The 17,950-nt window shown below is 31.6% G+C and carries 18 protein-coding genes; all 18 read right to left on the bottom strand.

All coding sequences use genetic code 11. From position 1 onward, the window contains the following. Nucleotides 1-350 precede the first annotated feature (350 nt). The 18 genes from ACIQXJ_RS23180 to ACIQXJ_RS23095 all read right to left on the bottom strand — a co-directional run bounded on the left by ACIQXJ_RS23180 (nucleotide 351) and on the right by ACIQXJ_RS23095 (nucleotide 17,942). Nucleotides 351-596 carry a hypothetical protein gene (locus ACIQXJ_RS23180; protein ID WP_403058254.1) on the bottom strand — a complete coding sequence of 82 codons (246 nt, stop codon included), beginning with the start codon at nucleotides 594-596 and terminating at the stop codon, nucleotides 351-353. Between the two features lie 193 nt (nucleotides 597-789). Further along, the gene (gene hpf, locus ACIQXJ_RS23175; RefSeq protein ID WP_173479666.1) at nucleotides 790-1,341 is read right to left on the bottom strand and encodes a ribosome hibernation-promoting factor, HPF/YfiA family; all 552 of its coding nucleotides are present in this window, start codon (nucleotides 1,339-1,341) and stop codon (nucleotides 790-792) included. Nucleotides 1,342-1,429: 88 nt separating this feature from the next. Next, nucleotides 1,430-1,813 carry a PilZ domain-containing protein gene (locus tag ACIQXJ_RS23170; RefSeq protein WP_403058251.1) on the bottom strand — a complete coding sequence of 128 codons (384 nt, stop codon included), beginning with the start codon at nucleotides 1,811-1,813 and terminating at the stop codon, nucleotides 1,430-1,432. Nucleotides 1,814-2,052: 239 nt separating this feature from the next. Further along, nucleotides 2,053-2,463 carry a flagellar export chaperone FliS gene (gene fliS, locus ACIQXJ_RS23165; RefSeq protein ID WP_401019101.1) on the bottom strand — a complete coding sequence of 137 codons (411 nt, stop codon included), beginning with the start codon at nucleotides 2,461-2,463 and terminating at the stop codon, nucleotides 2,053-2,055. Between the two features lie 74 nt (nucleotides 2,464-2,537). Further along, entirely contained in the window at nucleotides 2,538-2,897 is a 360-nt protein-coding gene (gene fliT, locus ACIQXJ_RS23160; RefSeq protein ID WP_403058248.1) for a flagellar protein FliT, read from the bottom strand. Nucleotides 2,898-2,931: 34 nt separating this feature from the next. After that, nucleotides 2,932-5,430, bottom strand: a complete 2,499-nt coding sequence (gene fliD, locus ACIQXJ_RS23155; protein ID WP_403058245.1) for a flagellar filament capping protein FliD — start codon at nucleotides 5,428-5,430, stop codon at nucleotides 2,932-2,934. 22 nt (nucleotides 5,431-5,452) lie between these two features. Beyond that, a complete protein-coding gene (locus ACIQXJ_RS23150) occupies nucleotides 5,453-5,836 on the bottom strand; it encodes a flagellar protein FlaG (protein ID WP_403058242.1) in 384 nt (127 codons plus the stop codon). A gap of 539 nt (nucleotides 5,837-6,375) precedes the next feature. Then, on the bottom strand, nucleotides 6,376-7,056 hold the full coding sequence (locus tag ACIQXJ_RS23145) for an acylneuraminate cytidylyltransferase family protein (protein WP_403058239.1): 681 nt from the start codon (nucleotides 7,054-7,056) through the stop codon (nucleotides 6,376-6,378). After that, nucleotides 7,053-8,099: a nucleotidyltransferase family protein gene (locus tag ACIQXJ_RS23140; RefSeq protein WP_403058236.1), complete on the bottom strand. Its 1,047-nt coding sequence runs from the start codon at nucleotides 8,097-8,099 to the stop codon at nucleotides 7,053-7,055. The genes ACIQXJ_RS23145 and ACIQXJ_RS23140 overlap by 4 nt, the downstream gene beginning before the upstream one ends. A gap of 4 nt (nucleotides 8,100-8,103) precedes the next feature. Then, the gene (locus tag ACIQXJ_RS23135; RefSeq protein ID WP_403058233.1) at nucleotides 8,104-8,727 is read right to left on the bottom strand and encodes an acetyltransferase; all 624 of its coding nucleotides are present in this window, start codon (nucleotides 8,725-8,727) and stop codon (nucleotides 8,104-8,106) included. After that, nucleotides 8,720-9,799: an N-acetylneuraminate synthase gene (neuB, locus tag ACIQXJ_RS23130; RefSeq protein ID WP_403058230.1), complete on the bottom strand. Its 1,080-nt coding sequence runs from the start codon at nucleotides 9,797-9,799 to the stop codon at nucleotides 8,720-8,722. Before neuB ends, ACIQXJ_RS23135 begins: the two co-directional genes overlap by 8 nt. After that, nucleotides 9,796-10,917 (bottom strand): UDP-N-acetylglucosamine 2-epimerase, encoded by a 1,122-nt coding sequence (neuC, locus tag ACIQXJ_RS23125; RefSeq protein ID WP_403058227.1) that lies wholly within the window; start codon nucleotides 10,915-10,917, stop codon nucleotides 9,796-9,798. Before neuC ends, neuB begins: the two co-directional genes overlap by 4 nt. A gap of 12 nt (nucleotides 10,918-10,929) precedes the next feature. Further along, a complete protein-coding gene (locus tag ACIQXJ_RS23120) occupies nucleotides 10,930-11,811 on the bottom strand; it encodes a polysaccharide deacetylase family protein (protein WP_403058224.1) in 882 nt (293 codons plus the stop codon). A gap of 73 nt (nucleotides 11,812-11,884) precedes the next feature. Further along, entirely contained in the window at nucleotides 11,885-12,130 is a 246-nt protein-coding gene (locus ACIQXJ_RS23115; RefSeq protein ID WP_403058221.1) for an acyl carrier protein, read from the bottom strand. Between the two features lie 11 nt (nucleotides 12,131-12,141). Continuing rightward, the gene (locus ACIQXJ_RS23110; RefSeq protein ID WP_403058218.1) at nucleotides 12,142-13,644 is read right to left on the bottom strand and encodes a class I adenylate-forming enzyme family protein; all 1,503 of its coding nucleotides are present in this window, start codon (nucleotides 13,642-13,644) and stop codon (nucleotides 12,142-12,144) included. Nucleotides 13,645-13,666: 22 nt separating this feature from the next. Continuing rightward, on the bottom strand, nucleotides 13,667-14,839 hold the full coding sequence (locus tag ACIQXJ_RS23105; RefSeq protein WP_403058215.1) for a Gfo/Idh/MocA family protein: 1,173 nt from the start codon (nucleotides 14,837-14,839) through the stop codon (nucleotides 13,667-13,669). Nucleotides 14,840-14,859: 20 nt separating this feature from the next. After that, nucleotides 14,860-15,999: an FkbM family methyltransferase gene (locus tag ACIQXJ_RS23100; protein ID WP_403058212.1), complete on the bottom strand. Its 1,140-nt coding sequence runs from the start codon at nucleotides 15,997-15,999 to the stop codon at nucleotides 14,860-14,862. 797 nt (nucleotides 16,000-16,796) lie between these two features. After that, complete coding sequence (locus tag ACIQXJ_RS23095; protein WP_403058209.1) at nucleotides 16,797-17,942, bottom strand: FkbM family methyltransferase; 1,146 nt, start codon at nucleotides 17,940-17,942, stop codon at nucleotides 16,797-16,799. Between the last annotated feature and the right edge of the window lie 8 nt (nucleotides 17,943-17,950).

Here is a 17,950-nt window from a genome sequence, read left to right as displayed (position 1 = left end):
TGATGTCCAAAATTTTGTTTCGTTCACTAACGAAGTTAGCTAATAAAAACTATATTGATTACGTTTTGCTTGTTCAGTTTTCAAGGTTCATTTTGCGCTGCGTTTCAGCAGCAATAAAATTATTATATCAAAATACCAATGTGTTTGTCAATAACTTTTTTCAAGTTGTTTTTCCCCTGTCAAAGTGACAGGGTTACAATATAACACGATAATATTTCGTTTGTCAACACTTTCATTTTATAAATATTTCATTAATATAATCCGTGTTTTACGACAGGAGTAAATAATATCATGTTAATTATAGATTAGTCAACAAAAATTATAAAAAAAGTTCGTTTTTTATTTCCCTACTATAAAGTAGATGTAGTAATTGTTTTATTATGTAGGAATAACCTCAGTTTTCTAGCTGTGCGTCTGCCATTCGCACAGCCAATTCCTAAAACAGCGCCTCCATATGAAGCATATGTGTTTCTTACGATAGATTCATTTACCTTATTGTCTGCAAGTAGCTCCACTGCTTTCTTTTGTGCAAGAACCATTTCTGCGATTTGAGCTGTAGTTACCTCAACCGTTCTTGTGTCTGAATAAAGACCCATTTTAATTCCCCCTATTGTATTTGTTTTTTTATTTGTTAGCTAACACTCTATAAAGGGAATTTCGTCTCGATTCAACAACCATTTTTCAAAAAAAGTTTTAAACATTTTGACTTTACATAACATTAGGAGAGTAGGAAGTTGTAAAAGCATAAAAAAAGAACCCTCATATAATATGAGAGTTCTTAGTTATTATTTAAGTTGTTTCAATTAAGCCGTACTTGCCATCTTTTCGTTTGTAAACAATGTTAGTACCGTTTGATTCAGCATCAGTAAAGATGTAGAAATCATGGCCTAGCATGTTCATTTGTAAAACCGCTTCTTCATGATCCATCGGTTTTAAATCAAATTGTTTAGTACGTACAATGGAATATTCGTCTTCCTCTGTTACAGTATCAGCTGCTGCCTGCGTTATAGCAAAATAAAGTCCTGCACCTTCACGCTCACGGAATTTACGGTTTACTTTTGTTTTATGCTTGCGAATTTGTCGCTCTAATTTATCAACAATTAAGTCGATTGCAGCATACATATCATTATGACGTTCTTCTGCACGAAGTGTTAAGTTCTTCATTGGAATCGTAACTTCCACTTTTGTTTGCTTGTCATTATAAACCTTTAAATTTACGTTAGCATTGGCGTTAACATCTTCGTTAAAATAACGTTCAACTTTTTCGATTTTATTTTCTACATACTCTCGAATAGCTGGCGTTACCTCAATATTTTCACCACGAATGTTAAAGTTTAACATGTAAACTCCTCCTTTATGACTGCTATACTTCTTATTTCTACACAAGTGTGTGAAATTCCTCTAAAATAATTCTTTTTTCAATAAAATTTTATGAATTTATTTTTTTCTGTTTTGCTTCAGCCATTTCTTTTTTTCGACGCATTTTCAGCTCGTCAACAATCAAATCCTCAATAGCGCCTTGATTATTGAAAAATACGCCGTATTGTTTCCCATTACCATGAGGACGGCTCCAAATCACTTCGCCATATACTCGAATTTCTCTTGTATCTAGGACAAAACGTAAATCAAGAGGAGAAGGTCGTACACCTAAATCAACCTCAGTAAACATCTTTAATCCCCTCGGGCTAATATCCAATAAATCAGCCATTGCAGTTTGCGCATGATTTACTTTACCATTCTCATATATCGCAAAGGTCATATTAACCGGCTCGTCAAATTTAAAACGAAAGCCTTCTTGACGCTTAAATATCATCTTCCCCACCCCAATACTTTTCAAACATTTAGTTAGCTTGATTATGACACGAATACATGATTTTCATCTAGAGGGAATTAGTAACATATTTTACCGTTAAATCACCTAATTTATGACTATATGTAAAGTTCCTCTTGTCGATTTTTGTATAATCTTAATAACTTTATCGTTTTTTTATTTGCATAATTTGTCTAATAAACAAAAGAGACCATCATCAAGCGATGGTCTCTAATTTTTTATTAAACTTGTCCGTTATTCCCATTACCGAATTGTTGTTGTCGATTAATGCGAATAACTTCTTTCCAAGTATCCCGAAATTCCGTCACTAAGCCTTCAACTTCTTCGATGATGCTTACATCATTTTGGATATTTGCTTCTACTAACCGACGATTCATATATTCATAGAGTGCTAACATATTTTTCGACACTTCAATATCCATATTAAGTGTCGCCATAAGCTCACTAATAATCGCTTGTGCTTTTAATAAATTTGTATTTTTGTCTTGAATATTTTTTTCTTGAATCGCAAGTTTAGCTTTATTTAAGAACTTCAAACACCCATTATATAGCATTAATGTTAGCTCACCAGGTGAAGCAGTTGTGACACTATTTTGCTTATACGCGTTTTGTGCTGTTAAATTTGCTGCCAATAAAGGACAACTCCTTTTAGATGTTACTTATTTACTATTTTAAACCATTAAACGAAGAAAAGCTAATAGAGAAATTAATTTTTCTTATCGTAATACATCCCATCCATCACACGGACATTACCATATGGATTAAAATATTGCACTTCACTTTTTTTCGTTTTTTGAAGGTTTGCCATATCTTGCTTTACTGCGCTCATTACAGCAGCCAATCGTTCTTTAATTCCATTATCTAATTCAAGCAAGGTACGATGAACACGATCTTGTTCATCAAAATGAAAACCCTCTTGTTTCAAACCATCGATAATCGTTCCGCGCTTGTCCAACAAACTATTAATAGTATCCACATAGTCATCACGATCTTCGCCCTTTGGGATATCACCTAATAATTTAAATAGATTCGCAGACGCCTGCAATAATTGATTTGTTAGTTGCATAAACTTCCCCTACTTTGCTTCATTAAAAGCCTAATCAAGAACCTTGAGAGAATAAACTTGATTGTGAATTTGCTTTATTTATCGCTTGCTCCATTGCCGTAAATTGTTTCCAATAACGAGCTTCAATATTTTCGAGTTTGGTCTTCCAAGTGCTAATTCGACTTTCAGTATCAATAAGATTTTTCCCAATTGCATATTGAGCATCTGTCATAGTCGAACGACCAGCTTTTTTCTCAATACTAATTTCTAAATTTTTCATCGATTCACGTAATTTATCTACATAACCACGTGTATCGACTGTTTTGCCATCTACAACATCCTCTTTTTTACCTTCACTATTTTTAAAGAGTTTTTCGACTGAATCCGGATCTTCTTCTAATGCTTTTCTTAATTTAGTTTCATCAATTTCTAATGTACCACCGTCATTATAGTTTTTAGATGTTGTAATTCCAATACTAAATAACGTATTATATTTAGAATCAATACTTGGATTAGATTGATACACTAATGCACGCATACTAGACAATCCTTCACGGATAAGAGTATCTCCGCGAAGTAAACCACTCTTCGCCTTCTCTTCCCAAAGTTTAATCTCACTTTCAGACATTTCTTCTTTTTGCTCGCTAGTTAAAGGCGTATAATCACGATATTTTGTTTCTTTTGTTTGATCACTAAAATCTTTAATTAGACCGTTATAAGTAGTAACAAATTCTTTAATTTTAGCCATAATATCGTCAACATTTGTTGTGGAAGTCATCGTCACTGCTTGTGCTTTTGGTGCGGCATTTACAATCGTATCATCTACACTGCCATCAGGTTTTAAAATACCCGCTGCATCAGCATCTGCTTTGGCCGCATTTTGCGTACTAGTAGCTTCATTTAAGCGTGTAACAGCTGCTTTTTCTTCAGCATCTGCAGTTAAGTATTCTTTTCGCAGAATATTTTGATCCGCTAGTGCATAAAATTTATTTTTTTGATCAGCTGATAAGTCATTCCAAATCTTTTTTTGGTCATCTGATAAATTTTCTTCTTTTATACTACCATTTTGCAAACCTTTTAATCCTGCATCACCAAATTGACTATACTTTTGTTTTAAATCATCTCCTTGCGCTTTTTCCGCATACGTTTTTAACGTTGCTGAATCTGTTGCAATTAGATTAGTTAAATCATCTTTACTTAATGATTTTAATGCATCTTTTACTTCTTGTGAAAATTCCGTATTATCGTCAATATCTTTATGAATTTTATCAATTGAATCATTAGCATTATACGGGAAGCGTTTTAGTGCATCAATGGCATTTTGATCAAAGTCTTTTAATGTTATCCCATATTGTTCGTAATCAGCTTGAGTTTTAAATGCTTTTAGTTGCGTTGTATCAAGAGAAGATAAAGCTTGTAATTCATCATCTTTTAAAGATTGGAATTTTTCTATCTTCTCTGGACTCATACCACTTTCATCAATTGCCTTCCTTATCTCCTCAATTGATTGACCTGCAGATAATTTATCATTGATGAAACTAGCTTCATCATTTGCTAAGCCTTTCCAAAAAGCGCTTCCTAATTTATTATATTGCACTTGCTGTGAAAAAGTTAAAGAACCACTAAAAGCATCGGTATAAGCCTGGTTGTGTGCTGTTGTGTAACTATTAATATCGCTAGCACCATAAGCTCCTTTTTTAGTTGCAAGGTTTGCTTGTTTATTTGCTAAATTAGTTGTAGCATTTTTAAATTCTTCCACAGCAGCCTTATATTTATCTGCAATTGTTTGAACACCGTTGAACGTTTCTTTTAACGTAACATTATAACCCGAAATATTAAACGTATTAGTTGTTCGTTCTGTTGCTATACCATTCACAGTGAAAATAGCATTTTTTCCTTCTGTAGTTTGGACTTTACTAGGGTCAGCAAATCCTAACTTGTTGAAAATATCTACTCCACCTGTAACTTTAATTTCCTCATCGCCTTTAACATCACCAGTGTTCTTGGCAGTAAATGAGAATCGGCCGTTTTCAAATACAGCGCTAATACCCGCATTACTAGTATTCACTTTATTAATAAACTGGTTTACCGTCATATCAGAAGTAATTTGAATTTTTGTTGCTTCACTTGCTAATTTGCCATTACTTTGTATAGCTCTAAATTCAATCGTCCCAGTTGCCCCTAAATCCGACATTTTTGTCGTACCGATAGCATTTACTTGGTCACCAACTTTACGAGCTGCTGTAGCTAATTGTGAAACACCCTCAATTGAAAGTGTTCCCGCAGCACTTCCTGTTGCAGTAGCAGATACTAAATTTGAGTTTGTACTAGCTGCTGTTTTAGATAGGAAACTTTTTAAAACTAAATTATCTGATATGTAGGTATCAAATGTTTTTAATTTTGTATTAACACTACGATATGCGTCACGCTGCCATTCATATGTTTGTTTCTTTTGATATAACTTGTTTAATGGCGCTTTTTCCGCAGTCATTAATTTTTTTACTAATGCATCTATATCCATTCCTGAAGCTAATCCACCGATTCTATTTACCATTCTATTTTCCTCCTAGATACCTTTATATCTTTTCGTCAACAATCATTCCTAATAACTTTTTCATTTCATAAAATGCGTCTAAAAGTTTTTTAGGCGGGATTTCTTTTACGACTTCATCTGTTTGGGTGTTAACAACCTGTACGAAATAACGATCTAAACCGTCATGTAACACAAACTTAGAAGCATTATGATTTACTTGTAAAAACTCATTTACAGTATCTACCGCATTTTGCAACTTGTCTTTTGATATTTCTTGGTCTTCGGCAGTTGGTAGTTCTCTAGATTGCTCTACCGACTGCGATTTAATATTTGTCATCGGGAGTTCCTCTGAAGCAACTTTTTTAGAAAATGTTGATGAAGTTGCAGTTCCTACATCTGAAGATTGTCCTTGAGCTGCAATACGCATAATATGTAACCTCCTAAACATTTCTTTTTCTTATATTTAGTATCGGAAGTTTTTAGGAATGTTTCACCTTTTTACGGAAAACAACATTCTATGCTATCTTTTAAATTAAAAAAACCTCTAGTTCAAATATATCTCCGTAAACTTGAAAAGCATCTGAACACTTTTACTTGTGTTGCACTTTTCCATATTGAAACTACCACTGGTTTATTAAATGACTTATCCATTGAAGGTGAAAATTTTAATCTAACATTTATCGCTGATGCCATGAGTTCCTATGAACCACTTCCAATAGATATGCCGACACAGAATATTCACTATTTAGCACTAGCTCAAATAAAAATATTTAAGGTATGGCAGGTATTAGTTTTGTAATCACAAATACCTGAAAGAATATTTTAAAAAAATAAGTGAGTAACCCGTAATGAGTTACTCACTTATTATATATTTCATGAAATGATTTTTTACTTCAACAGGCGTTACACTTAGGTCTAAAATAATCCGGTCTTAAAATTCTCTAATTTTTTTATTAATAGTTTGTATTAAATTTTCTGATAAAGAAATTCACAAATCTTAAAATCCTCTTCTGTATCAATATCATAAGACCTTTCTACGGGCATAACATATGCTATAGTTTCTTCCGTAATAAAATTTCTTGTTTGTTTTAAAAGACTAATATTGGCTATATATACTGCTCCATTTAACGTATATACTTTAGGCAAATCCTGACGCCTTGTTATTAAAGATTGTTGTTTCAATAGCGGTTGTATTTTAGCAGTATTATCTATTGTATACATCCAATAAGGTGATTGTTCTACTTCACAAACACTAACACAAAATTCCGCTTTTTCTTGTAAAAGCTGTTCTATACATCCATCAATATCTTCTACTAAACGTAAGGGAGATGTTGGTTGTAACACAACAACAAAATCGTAGGAAGAGAAATGTTCCAACGCATGTAGAATTGGCTCAATTCCTGCTGTCGTATCTTCTGCTAAATGAGCAGGTCTTAGAAAAGGTACATCTTCACCAAAACTTTGTGCCACCTGTAAGATTTCCTTATCCTCCGACGAGACAATAACTCTATCAATATATTTGGACTTTTTTGCTTCTTCAATTGTCCATACAATTAATGGCTTCCCTGCTAAATCTTTAATATTTTTTCGGGGGACAGTTTTTGAGCCTCCACGTGCAGGAATAATTGCTAAAACTTTAGGCTTCATAATACAAGCTCCTTAAATTCATTATTCGCTTTATTAAAATCATCCACTTGTCCAATATCTAGCCAGTATTCTCTAATTGGAAAAACAGAAGTTTTACTTTTTTTATCAATCAATTTCTCAAACAGAGAAGGCATATCATAAAACTTATCATGTGGAATATAATCAAGCACATTAGGATTTAATACATAGATTCCCGCATTTACAAAACTACGATGAATTGGCTTTTCTCTAATTGTCACTAAATCTGTACCATCAGTTTCAATAACACCGTATGGAATTTGATATTCATATTCTCTTACACACATCGTTGCAATAGATTGTTGCTCCATATGGAATTGCATCAGCTGATCAAAATTAATTTGTGTTAGCAAATCTCCGTTCATCACAAAAAATGGTTTGGTTGGCCTATTTTTCAGTAAAGAAAGTGCTCCTGCAGTTCCCATTTTTTTGTCTTCCTCAATATATTCAATCGTTATACCAAAAGCTTCACCATTTTGGAAATAGTCTTGGATAACCTCCTTTTTGTAATTCACGGAAAAGATAAAATCATTATAACCATATTGTTTAAATCCTTCTATTATTGTTTCTAAGATTGGTTTATTCCCTACTCTAAGCATTGGTTTTGGCGTATCATTTGTTAATGGTCTCAACCTTGTACCTAATCCACCAAGCATTAATATAACCGTGTTTTTATTTAATGAAGTTTCAATATTATCGGCAAAAAGTATATTTATAATTTTATTATTATCATCCACAATAGGTAATTGCTTAAGCATTTTCGATTTCATTAGTTGCTTATATTTGTGATATTTTTGACCGCTTCTTGCACTTATTGGATTTGAATTCATAATGGATGTGATTGTTACATCAAGACCCTCACCTCGCAAAATACCGCGGCGAATATCTCCATCTGTTACAGTCCCAAGCAAATGTTGTTCTTCATCTACAACTACTGCAAATTGCAAAGAAGAGTCATCAATGATTTTCATTGTATCTAGTAAAGTATGATTTTGATTAACTAATGTTTTTTGCCATTGTTTCATAGCATTACACTTCCTTTGCAGGTACACCAACTGCTTTTATGCCATTTGTAATATTATTAACCACAACTGCTCCTGCACCAATTAAACAATTTGATCCTATATGAATGCCTTGAATAATTGTTGCACCTGTTCCGATATGTGTTCCTTTATGAATATGAACACTGCCCGATATTTTAGTGCCCGGCGCAATATGTATATGGGAACCTATTTGACAATCATGATCAATTAGCGCACCAGTATTTATAATACTATTATCGGCAATTGTTGTATTCGTTTGAATAATAGTTCCAGCCATTATTTGTACTCCTTGTCCCAATTGAACGGATGGAGCAATAATGGCCGAAGGATGGATTACAGATTTAAACTGATACTTTTTTTGCGTAAACGTATTAAATATATTTTCTCGTAATGGCGACGGCTTAATAGAACCTATAGCAAGTACTAGTTCAATGTCAGAGGATTTATAATCTTTTATTATCTCATCAGTTCCTAAGTAAGCTAAATCAAAAGCATTCTCTTCAATAGTCGGTGCAGTAAAACCTATAATCATTTGCTTCTGTGCAAGTAAAATTTCTGTTAATACCGACGCATGACCACCATTCCCAATAATAATAATAGGTTTATTCATCAATTAACTCATCCTCATTATAGGATTTTGAAGCTCTTTTTCCAATGTATGTCCAATACTTTGATGGTTCAATTCCGAGACCTGGTCTTTTTACAGTTAAATTGTCAGGAGTAAATACTTCCCCTTCATTTATCAGAGACTTAGCAACTAGGCTTTTTCGGGCAGGAATACGATTTTGTATTTCTATCGGAGTAGGTTTTTTAATACCATCCCCCAAAGCTCGTTCTATATCTCTAATTCCTTTAGTCATAGCCTGCAACTCGGCTGGATTTAAGGAAGCAAGATGATCAGGTCCTTCTAATGTTTTATCTAATGTAAAATGCTTTTCTATTACTGTTGCACCCATACCTATTGCTGCAATGGGGATATGGATACCTTGTGAATGGTCTGATAAACCAATAGGTAATTGAAAGGTTTTCTCCATTTCAATCATTGCTTTTAAATTAATGGAATCCATTGGCGCTGGATATTGTGTTGTACAATGTAGAATTGTTACATATTTTTTTAACACTTCTTTCGCTTCTTCAGTAGCATAAAAATTATATACATTCTCTAAAGTAACGGGATCCTTAGATTTAACTAAACCATAAGAAATAAATGCTAGTGCCTCATGAATCTCCTCAACAGTTGCCATTCCAGTAGATAAGATAATTGGTTTTCGTTTTGTTGCAATATAATGAATAAATGGCGCATTTGTTAATTCTCCTGAAGGAATTTTAGCTATCGGTATGTTCAATTCATCTAGTAAAAAATCGACACTTTCGAAATCAAAAGGTGTCGATAGAAATTCTATATGTTCTGTTAGACAAAATGACTGCAATTCAATAAATTCCTCATACGTTAATTCTAATTTTTTCAACATCGCAAATTGAGATGAAGCCTCACCTAAATTTTCAACTTGATAAGCTGCTTGCTGTGCTTGCTTTGTTACTAAGTTTTCAGCTTTAAATGTTTGAAATTTTACCGCATCAGCTCCTGCTTTTTTTGCAACCATTACAAGCTCTTTTGCCATTTTCAATGACCCATTATGATTGACACCTGCTTCAGCGATAATATATGTTTTAATTTTCATAAATCATAAAACCCCTTTTCTACTTTAGTCTGGGTTAAATTACTTAAAATCTCAATTATTTTATCTGAGGTATTACCATCTCCAAAAATCTCATTAAAAGGACCTTTAAAGGTTAGTGCTTTTTCTATTCCATTTATAATTGCTTCTTTATTTGGTTGAGAATCAAAAACGCAATCTGGTTTTTCCCTCCCCGCTTGACGCGTTCCAATATTAACTGCAGGGGTATGTAAATAAGGTACTTCAATTAGAGCACTTGATGAGTTCCCTATGACTACCGAGGATGCTTGTACCATACTTAAATATTTAAGTTGTCCTAATGCATCAAATAAAAATGCATTTTTATGCGTTTGGACAAATTCTTGAATTATTTGATTAATATAACGTCCGCCATTGTCTGCATTAGCTTTTGTAAACACTAAATTAAATTGAGTAAACTCACTTAGAGCGTTAATTAATTCCGTTATTCCATTCTCATTATCAACAGTCTCTGGATGATATGTAATTAACATTGTTTGCAATTCTATATTTAAACCTAAATCTCTATAAATATCTTCTTTTGAAATTAATTGTAATTTTTTCGTGTTTTCAATACCTATTGCCCCTACATTCCAAACTCTATCGGGGTGTTCACCTAATTGAATAACACGCTTTCTATGCATTTCAGTACTTGTAAAGTGCCAAGTTGCCATTTTTGTAATCGAATGTCGAATAGCATCGTCATAAGCACCAAATGTACATTCTCCTCCATGGATATGTGCAATTGGAATTTGCATGACAAGCGCAACTTGAGCAACTGCTAACATTTCAAACCGATCACCCAAAATTACTATTAAATCAGGTTCTAAGCGCGCAAAAGCATCAGCAAATCCTATCGTTGTTAACCCCATAGATTTTGCCACACCTATAGCTGTGTCTGATGATAAAAGTGCCTCCACTTTTTCGTTTATTTTAAATCCATCTTCTTCAATTTGTTTAAAAGTTAGTCCAAATTCTGAAGACAAATGCATACCTGTAACAATCATTTTTAGTTCGAAATAATCATTCATTTGAATCTTTTTTATTAATGGTTTTAACAACCCGTATTCTGCTCTAGTAGCTGTTATGAAGCAAATTTTCATTCCACGATTACCTCATTCATAGTTTAATTGATTACAATCAATTCTATTATGCCAAAAACCTTGTTGCAAATCAGTGAATCCTTTTTGAGTAGTGAACCCTGCAATAAATCCTTTTTGCTGTAAAATTGGAAGTAGTTCCCCTTGCATAGTAACCGCATTCTCACCACCTCCAAAGGCTGGGGTATAAAGTTTAACCTCTTTCGATAAAAGCTTCTCTAAATAGCTTTTACATGGTGCAATTTCTTTATTATAAAAATCTAAAGCATTTCCACCATAAGGTTTATGATTTACACAATGTACTCCGATAGACATACCTGCATTGTCCATTTCCAGAATTTCTTGTTCTGAAATATAAAATTCCTCTATAAATTTTTCTAAAGATCCATAAATTGAAATAACCTTTTCCTCTAAATATATTCTACTCTCTTTTTCTTCAAAATAAAAATTGAATAAATATTTAACATAACGTCTATATTTGTTCGTTTCATATGAATAAATTTCACTTCTATTTCTTATTTCATCTTGATTTACTTTAGAGGAAATTTCATTCCAAATTACTTGATCATCGAAGTATGAAAGCACTGTATGTACTAAATGAAAAATAGGTATCTTTTTTAGTCTAAGGGGACCATACATTATAGTAAAATATCCAGGAACCTCGAGCTCTTTTAAAATATTAAATGCATTTATATATTGATCCTTTGTTCCATCATCAAATGAAATGATACATTTTGGTTTTGAAGTAGGCTTATGTATATCTTCTGGTTTTACAATTTCATAATGTTTCTTTGCCCATAATACTTGTTTCTTGAAATTCTCTGGACTAATTGGAACACTACCTTTCCATTGCTCAGGCTCCATCACATAATGGTACATAATTATCAAATCTTTCATTAATTACACTCCAACTTAATTAAAGCTCATAACTTTTATATTTTATATAAAATCAAAAGCTATGAGCTAAATATTATTTTGTATTTATTTTCTGTTCAATCAAATTAATTAACTTTCCTACAACTTGGAATTCATCTGACATCATTTCTTCATCAGAAAAGGTAATATCGAAATGTTCCTCAATATCACAAACAAATTGAATAATGCCAAAAGAATCAATATATCCTTCTTGGACATAATTTAAATTATTTAAGTCAGTCATATCTTCAATAGTATGTTTTTCTTGTAAAGCACTTAAAATATAATCTGTAATGTTCATTATTTAGTCCCTCATTTAATGACAGTATCCATAATTTTAGTTCTCAATAATTTCCCCATAGCATTTTTAGGGAGACTTTGCACAAAGTAAACTTTTTGTGGTTGCTGATAGTCAGCTAAATTTTTTGCACAGTGCCGTTGGATATCCCTTATAGATAAAGAAGCATCTTTCTTTAAAATAACAGCTAAGGCCACTACTTCTCCTAAATTCTCATTAGGACATGCAAATGCGGCACATTCCTCTATTTCAGACAATTCTGCTACACATTTATCAATATCTATTGGATAGACATTAATCCCTCCGGTAATAATTAACTCTTTTTTCCTTCCAGAAAAAAATAAATACCCATCCTCATCTAGATAGCCTAAATCACCTGTTTTAAAAAATCCATCTTTAACACTTTCATTAAATAATTCGTTTCTTCCATAATACCCCTCGCAAATTAAAGAGGTTCTACAAAGAATTTCTCCCACTTCGTATGGCTTTGCAAGCTCACCATTTTCTTTTAATATCCTAATACTCGCTTCTAACAAAGGTGTTCCAATAGAATTTTGCTTCAGGTGAGCTTCTTTAAAATTAATACTTGTTGCAGTAGATATTTCTGATGTACCATACATCTCATAAAAATCACATTCTAGTTTTGCAACTAACTCTTTTCTAACATGTTCTTCTAACAATGCTGAAGAGGAAACAACACATCTCAGCGAGCTAATATCATCCAATTCAACTTTAGGAAGGCAATTAACTATTTGATTTAATTGTGCAGAGACTGCAATAGTAAATGTTACGCGTTGATTTTTAATAATTTCTAACCATCTCATTGGTGTGAAACGCGACATCAGGATACTAGTACCACCAATTATCAATGGTATTAGTACCAATCTTTCTGCCAATGAGTGATATAACGGTGTAGCCGCTAATACCCTATCTTCAAATGTAATATTATACAAATTTAAATGGGCTATTATACGCTTATATTTGTTTTCCTGTGTTAATAAAATTGGCTTAGGATTTCCTGTTGAACCTGAAGTCATAGTTATAATAAAAGATTCATTACCGGTAACCTCTTTAACATAAGGTCTTTCCTCCGATTGACTTTTACTATCTAAAAAAGATATTTTCTCTTCCATATTTGCATCTAAACAAAACGTTTTACCACTAAAGTTTAGACCTTCATGTTTTTCGTAAAACTTCTTCGTAGCAATAATATGCTTTACATTTGCTACTTCAAAAGCATGAATGAGAGCTTCTTTAGGCATAGTAGGATTTACTGGAACCAATCCTAAACCATTATTTGCAGCAGCTAAAATTAGAGCAACAGAAGTAATACTATTATTCATGGTTATACCTATATGGTCACCATATTTAACTCCATTGTTTAACAAAAGATTAGCATAACGACTTATTAAATTTGCTAATTCTTCATAAGTTATACTCTCACCTTCACACCAAATAGCTAACTTATTTTTGTTTAAGATAGCCGTTTCAAAAAATAAATCCGCTAACTTATTCATTATGCTTTCCTCAATTCCTTAATTACAAGTTCACTTTACTTCCAATTTCGGCAGACTTATATGCAGCATATGTAACTTTTATCGTATCGTACGCTAATTCGAATCCAGATTTAGGATCTCGATTATAATATACACACTCCATAAAGTCTTGCATTTCACCTGTATAGCCTCTAATAAGTTCATCAGCAATAAAAGGTTTATTCCACCCTTTTTTACTCGGTAACATCTCAGAAAGATAAACGTTATCTAACCCATCTTCATCTAAAAAATAAGTTTCCATTAAATCATTTAATGTAATCGTACAATTAATAGAAGCATCATTACAGTATAGTTCAACATAATTTTTACTACCGCCCAAACAAACATCAGTTGCAATAATTACTGCTTTAGAACCGTCTGAAAAGGTAAGAATGACAGTCCCCATATCCTCAACATCGTTTGGTCTTGCCATAATATGACGGTGTTCATAATCTGTTAAGGAAGGTGTAATTCGTGCCATATCTCCTAACACACTTTCCACATAAATCTTAGTCCCTCTTGTCTCAGCTTCTTGTTGCTTTAGCCATAATATAGCTGATAATGGGTGAGAACCAGTTCTTATAAAGGTACCTCCTCCTGTTTTTGACCATTCGCCAGCAACTGGAGAACTCGAACCTTTTAAACTCTCCTCACCTTTCATATATAAAATACGGCTTTTCTTCGCTTTAATTATTTCTGCTGCTTTCATTACTGCTGGCGCATACACAAAGTTTTCAGCATACATAAATTTTTTTTCAGATTTTTCAACTACATCTCGTAATTTCTCTAAAGATTTTAATAAATGTTCATACATTTCTACTTTAGAAACATTATCACCAATCGGTACTTGATCGCCTTCGCGCCCAAAAAATCCAGAAAGAGGCTTTTCACAGATAACATGCTTGCCTGCTTCCATTGCACGAATGACCATATCTTCATGAACATATGGTGGTGTACAAATATCAATGACATCAATCTCTTGATCATTTAATAAATCTTCGAAATCATATGAAGCGATTTCAAATCCATATAAATTTTTCGCTGGCATTAGTTGCTCCTCACGCCTAGCTACAATTGTTTTAAAACGTAATGGAATTCCACTTACTCTCTGAAGTGCTTGCATATGTAGTTCCGTTGCACGTCCTGCTCCTACCATACCTATTACGATAGGCTTCATATTAAGCCCTCCTTATATATTTAATAACTAATTAATCGATTTTCAGGAATTGCATAGCAAACCGTTTCTTGATCTACTAATTCAGTATAATGACGAATATAAAATTTATATTCATTATTATATTCTTTCATAATTAATGGTAATTTGTACAAGTCCTCAAAACCGTGATACAAGCAAATTGCTAAAATTGGTTTGTTTTTACTAATAATTTGTTTAGCACCTATTAAACTATTCTCTTCAGCACCTTCAATATCCATTTTGATGAAAGTAACATTCTCATTTTCTAAAATATTATCCAGAGTGTTTGCTTCTATAGTAACTTGACCTTCTTTTACAATATGCCCTGCAGTTTGATTTGAATCAAATTTTAGTGTTGTTTCTTCATTCCAACAAGCTAAATTATAGGTGACTATATTTTCATATTTATGTGTATGTATGTTTTCATTCAACTTTCCAAAATTATTCAGATCTGCTTCAATGGCAATATATTTTTCAAATTTTCCTTCTGTTAATTTATAAAAAATATCTAAAGTATCGCCAACATAGCTACCACAGTCTACAAAAACTTCGCCTGGAATTAATTTTATTAAGTCCTTTTCAAAATATTGTTGTAATGGCTCACTATTAATTCCTACTAAATATTTATTATCTAAAGCAATTTTAGAATTTAAAATTCCTGTAAATATCCTTTTTGAAAAGTCATCATTTAAACTATTATATACTGTTTCAAATAATTCAATATTTTTATATATTACTTTATAAGGCGAACAATCTTTAAAAGTCCAATAATCTTTTGCTAGCCCAAATCCCCTTATATCAATACATTTCTCATCTATATTTAAATTTAATATTTGGTTTTTAATCTCAGCTAAAAACATTGAAGAGATAATGATTTTATACTTTCCCTCTATCATAATATTATTTAAATCTAGAGGACTAATAACACTACAACCATTTCTATAAGTACCTACAATAGCATAGTTACTGTCTACATAATATTTAACTTTATTACTTATGTTGTATTCATCTAAAAAGTTATAAACTAGAGAAGCTCCATTTCCAGTTCCCCAAATTACAATAAACTCTACATTTCTTAGTTCCTCAACATATTGATTGATAGAAGACTCAAATAAATCCTCTAAAAAAATAGATTTCAGCAAATTCAAAATCCCCACTCACTTTCAGTAATCTAAATAAAATGCTTTTAATTTTTTACAAACTTTGGTCTATCTTGATTCCCTTCAGCTTAAAAAATTTTGTGTTAGGCAGGTTTATAATGAAATATATCCACATTTAATCGAACAAAAAATTTCGGATTTAGTTTTTAAACGATTCCCACATTTGTAATAAAATGTATTTCGAAGCCATAAATAAAGAAATCATTGTATTGTAAACATTTCTTTCTCCTATTAAACACATAAATTCCTCATATCTTCTTTCGAAGAGGCTTTCTTCTCCTAAATAATCCATTATTCAATGGAGCTTTATTGAATTTTCCAATATCTAATTCGTCTTTTAAATCTTCTATAGAGGTTAATTTCATTATTTTAGATTTCTTTGTTGCATGATGTGTTAATTTAGGCAATACTTTTATTTTGCAATTTTATCTTCAACTTTTAATTAAAAAGTTCGTTTTCTAAGGCCAATTCCTTTATATCATTTGGAGAGATAATCTTTCGACAATTTTTATCTCCCCTAATTTAGTTTTATTATTGTCTACATAGTTTAGTATAGATTCAAAGTTGATTTATTTGGAAATTCCTGAAATAGATGAAATATTAATTCAACCTTATTCGATGCTTCACAAGTGATTACTTTTTCTCTATTATATTTAAAATAGTATAATTTTAATTGAGTCCTTATCTAAAATTCTTAAAATAATACATCTAATAATTAAATAAACTTAATGTCGTTAGCCTGTTATTTTACTTACATAATCTTTCTGTCTAAAAATTATTCAAATTTGCTTCAATCTATTTTTAGGAATTGCATAACATACCGTTTCAACATCTACTCTTTCTGTATAATGTCTTATAAAAAACTTATATTCAGAATTCATCTCATTTATCATTAATGGAATCTTAAAATAATCTTCTAGCTTATGATATAGACAAATTGCTAAAATAGGTGAATTTTTATCTATTAATTTCTTTGCACCTAACAAAGCATTTTGTTCCGCTCCTTCTATATCCATCTTTATAAATGTAATTTTATCTTCAGAAAATAAATTGTCTAAACTGTTTGCTTGAACAGACATCGATCCTTCAGTATTTATTGAACCTGAACTTGATTGTTGCATAAATGATAAAGTAGCTTCTTCAAACCAACAAGCTATATTAATAGGTAAAACATTTTCTACTTTTTCCTTTTCTATTGTTAATAAAAGATCTTTATATATTTTTGGATCCGCTTCAATAGCAATATACTTTTTGTATTTCGTTCCATTCGAGAAATTCAAGAAAGATTTTAAAGTATCTCCATTAAAACTTCCACAATCTATAAAGACTTCCCCTTCATTTAAACTAATTAATTCTTCATCAAAATATTGCTGTACTGGTGGAGAAGCAATACCATTCAAATAACTATTATCTAAAGTTATCTTAGAATTTAGTATGTTACTTAACACATTTTTTGATTTTTGATCTTCCAATAAATCGAAAGTTTTTCTAATTTCTAATAAATTTTCTTGAATTATTTCAAATGGAGTTTGATTATCCTTATAAGTAAGATAATCTTTAGATAAACCAAATCCTTTTAAATCAATTTTTTCATTAGGTACTTGAAGTTTTTCTAATTGACTTTGTATAGCGCTTTGTTGTTGAGCAGCGATAATAACCAGTACATTATCTTTCTGTAGATTATTTACTACATCAACAGGACTAAATATTCTTTTCTCTTGAATTCTCCCTCCCCACAAATCTTTATTATTGGTTACAAATCCAATAACTTTGAACCAAATATTTTCATTCTTTATTAATTCAATAATATTAGCACTCGAAAGTTCACTACCCCAAATTAATATTTCTTCTTTATCCTTTATATGCTGTATATAATTATTATAATTTTCGTAAAATACATTCTCATCTATTAATAAATTTTCCATTTTTCTCT

The organism is Lysinibacillus sp. NPDC097868, assembly GCF_044761135.1.
Lineage (GTDB): Bacteria > Bacillota > Bacilli > Bacillales_A > Planococcaceae > Lysinibacillus.
The sequence above is the reverse complement of the archived record's forward strand: the minus strand, read 5'-3'. Positions and strand labels throughout refer to the sequence as shown.

Excerpts from the sequence above, each read along its gene's own strand:
- ACIQXJ_RS23180 (WP_403058254.1), bottom strand. The coding sequence starts at position 596 with ATGGGTCTTTATTCAGACACAAGAACGGTTGAGGTAACTACAGCTCAA.
- hpf (WP_173479666.1), bottom strand. The coding sequence starts at position 1,341 with ATGTTAAACTTTAACATTCGTGGTGAAAATATTGAGGTAACGCCAGCT.
- ACIQXJ_RS23170 (WP_403058251.1), bottom strand. The coding sequence starts at position 1,813 with ATGATATTTAAGCGTCAAGAAGGCTTTCGTTTTAAATTTGACGAGCCG.
- fliT (WP_403058248.1), bottom strand. The coding sequence starts at position 2,897 with ATGCAACTAACAAATCAATTATTGCAGGCGTCTGCGAATCTATTTAAA.
- fliD (WP_403058245.1), bottom strand. The coding sequence starts at position 5,430 with ATGGTAAATAGAATCGGTGGATTAGCTTCAGGAATGGATATAGATGCA.
- ACIQXJ_RS23150 (WP_403058242.1), bottom strand. The coding sequence starts at position 5,836 with ATGCGTATTGCAGCTCAAGGACAATCTTCAGATGTAGGAACTGCAACT.
- ACIQXJ_RS23145 (WP_403058239.1), bottom strand. The coding sequence starts at position 7,056 with ATGAAGCCTAAAGTTTTAGCAATTATTCCTGCACGTGGAGGCTCAAAA.
- ACIQXJ_RS23140 (WP_403058236.1), bottom strand. The coding sequence starts at position 8,099 with ATGAAACAATGGCAAAAAACATTAGTTAATCAAAATCATACTTTACTA.
- ACIQXJ_RS23135 (WP_403058233.1), bottom strand. The coding sequence starts at position 8,727 with ATGAATAAACCTATTATTATTATTGGGAATGGTGGTCATGCGTCGGTA.
- neuB (WP_403058230.1), bottom strand. The coding sequence starts at position 9,799 with ATGAAAATTAAAACATATATTATCGCTGAAGCAGGTGTCAATCATAAT.
- neuC (WP_403058227.1), bottom strand. The coding sequence starts at position 10,917 with ATGAAAATTTGCTTCATAACAGCTACTAGAGCAGAATACGGGTTGTTA.
- ACIQXJ_RS23120 (WP_403058224.1), bottom strand. The coding sequence starts at position 11,811 with ATGAAAGATTTGATAATTATGTACCATTATGTGATGGAGCCTGAGCAA.
- ACIQXJ_RS23115 (WP_403058221.1), bottom strand. The coding sequence starts at position 12,130 with ATGAACATTACAGATTATATTTTAAGTGCTTTACAAGAAAAACATACT.
- ACIQXJ_RS23110 (WP_403058218.1), bottom strand. The coding sequence starts at position 13,644 with ATGAATAAGTTAGCGGATTTATTTTTTGAAACGGCTATCTTAAACAAA.
- ACIQXJ_RS23105 (WP_403058215.1), bottom strand. The coding sequence starts at position 14,839 with ATGAAGCCTATCGTAATAGGTATGGTAGGAGCAGGACGTGCAACGGAA.
- ACIQXJ_RS23095 (WP_403058209.1), bottom strand. The coding sequence starts at position 17,942 with ATGGAAAATTTATTAATAGATGAGAATGTATTTTACGAAAATTATAAT.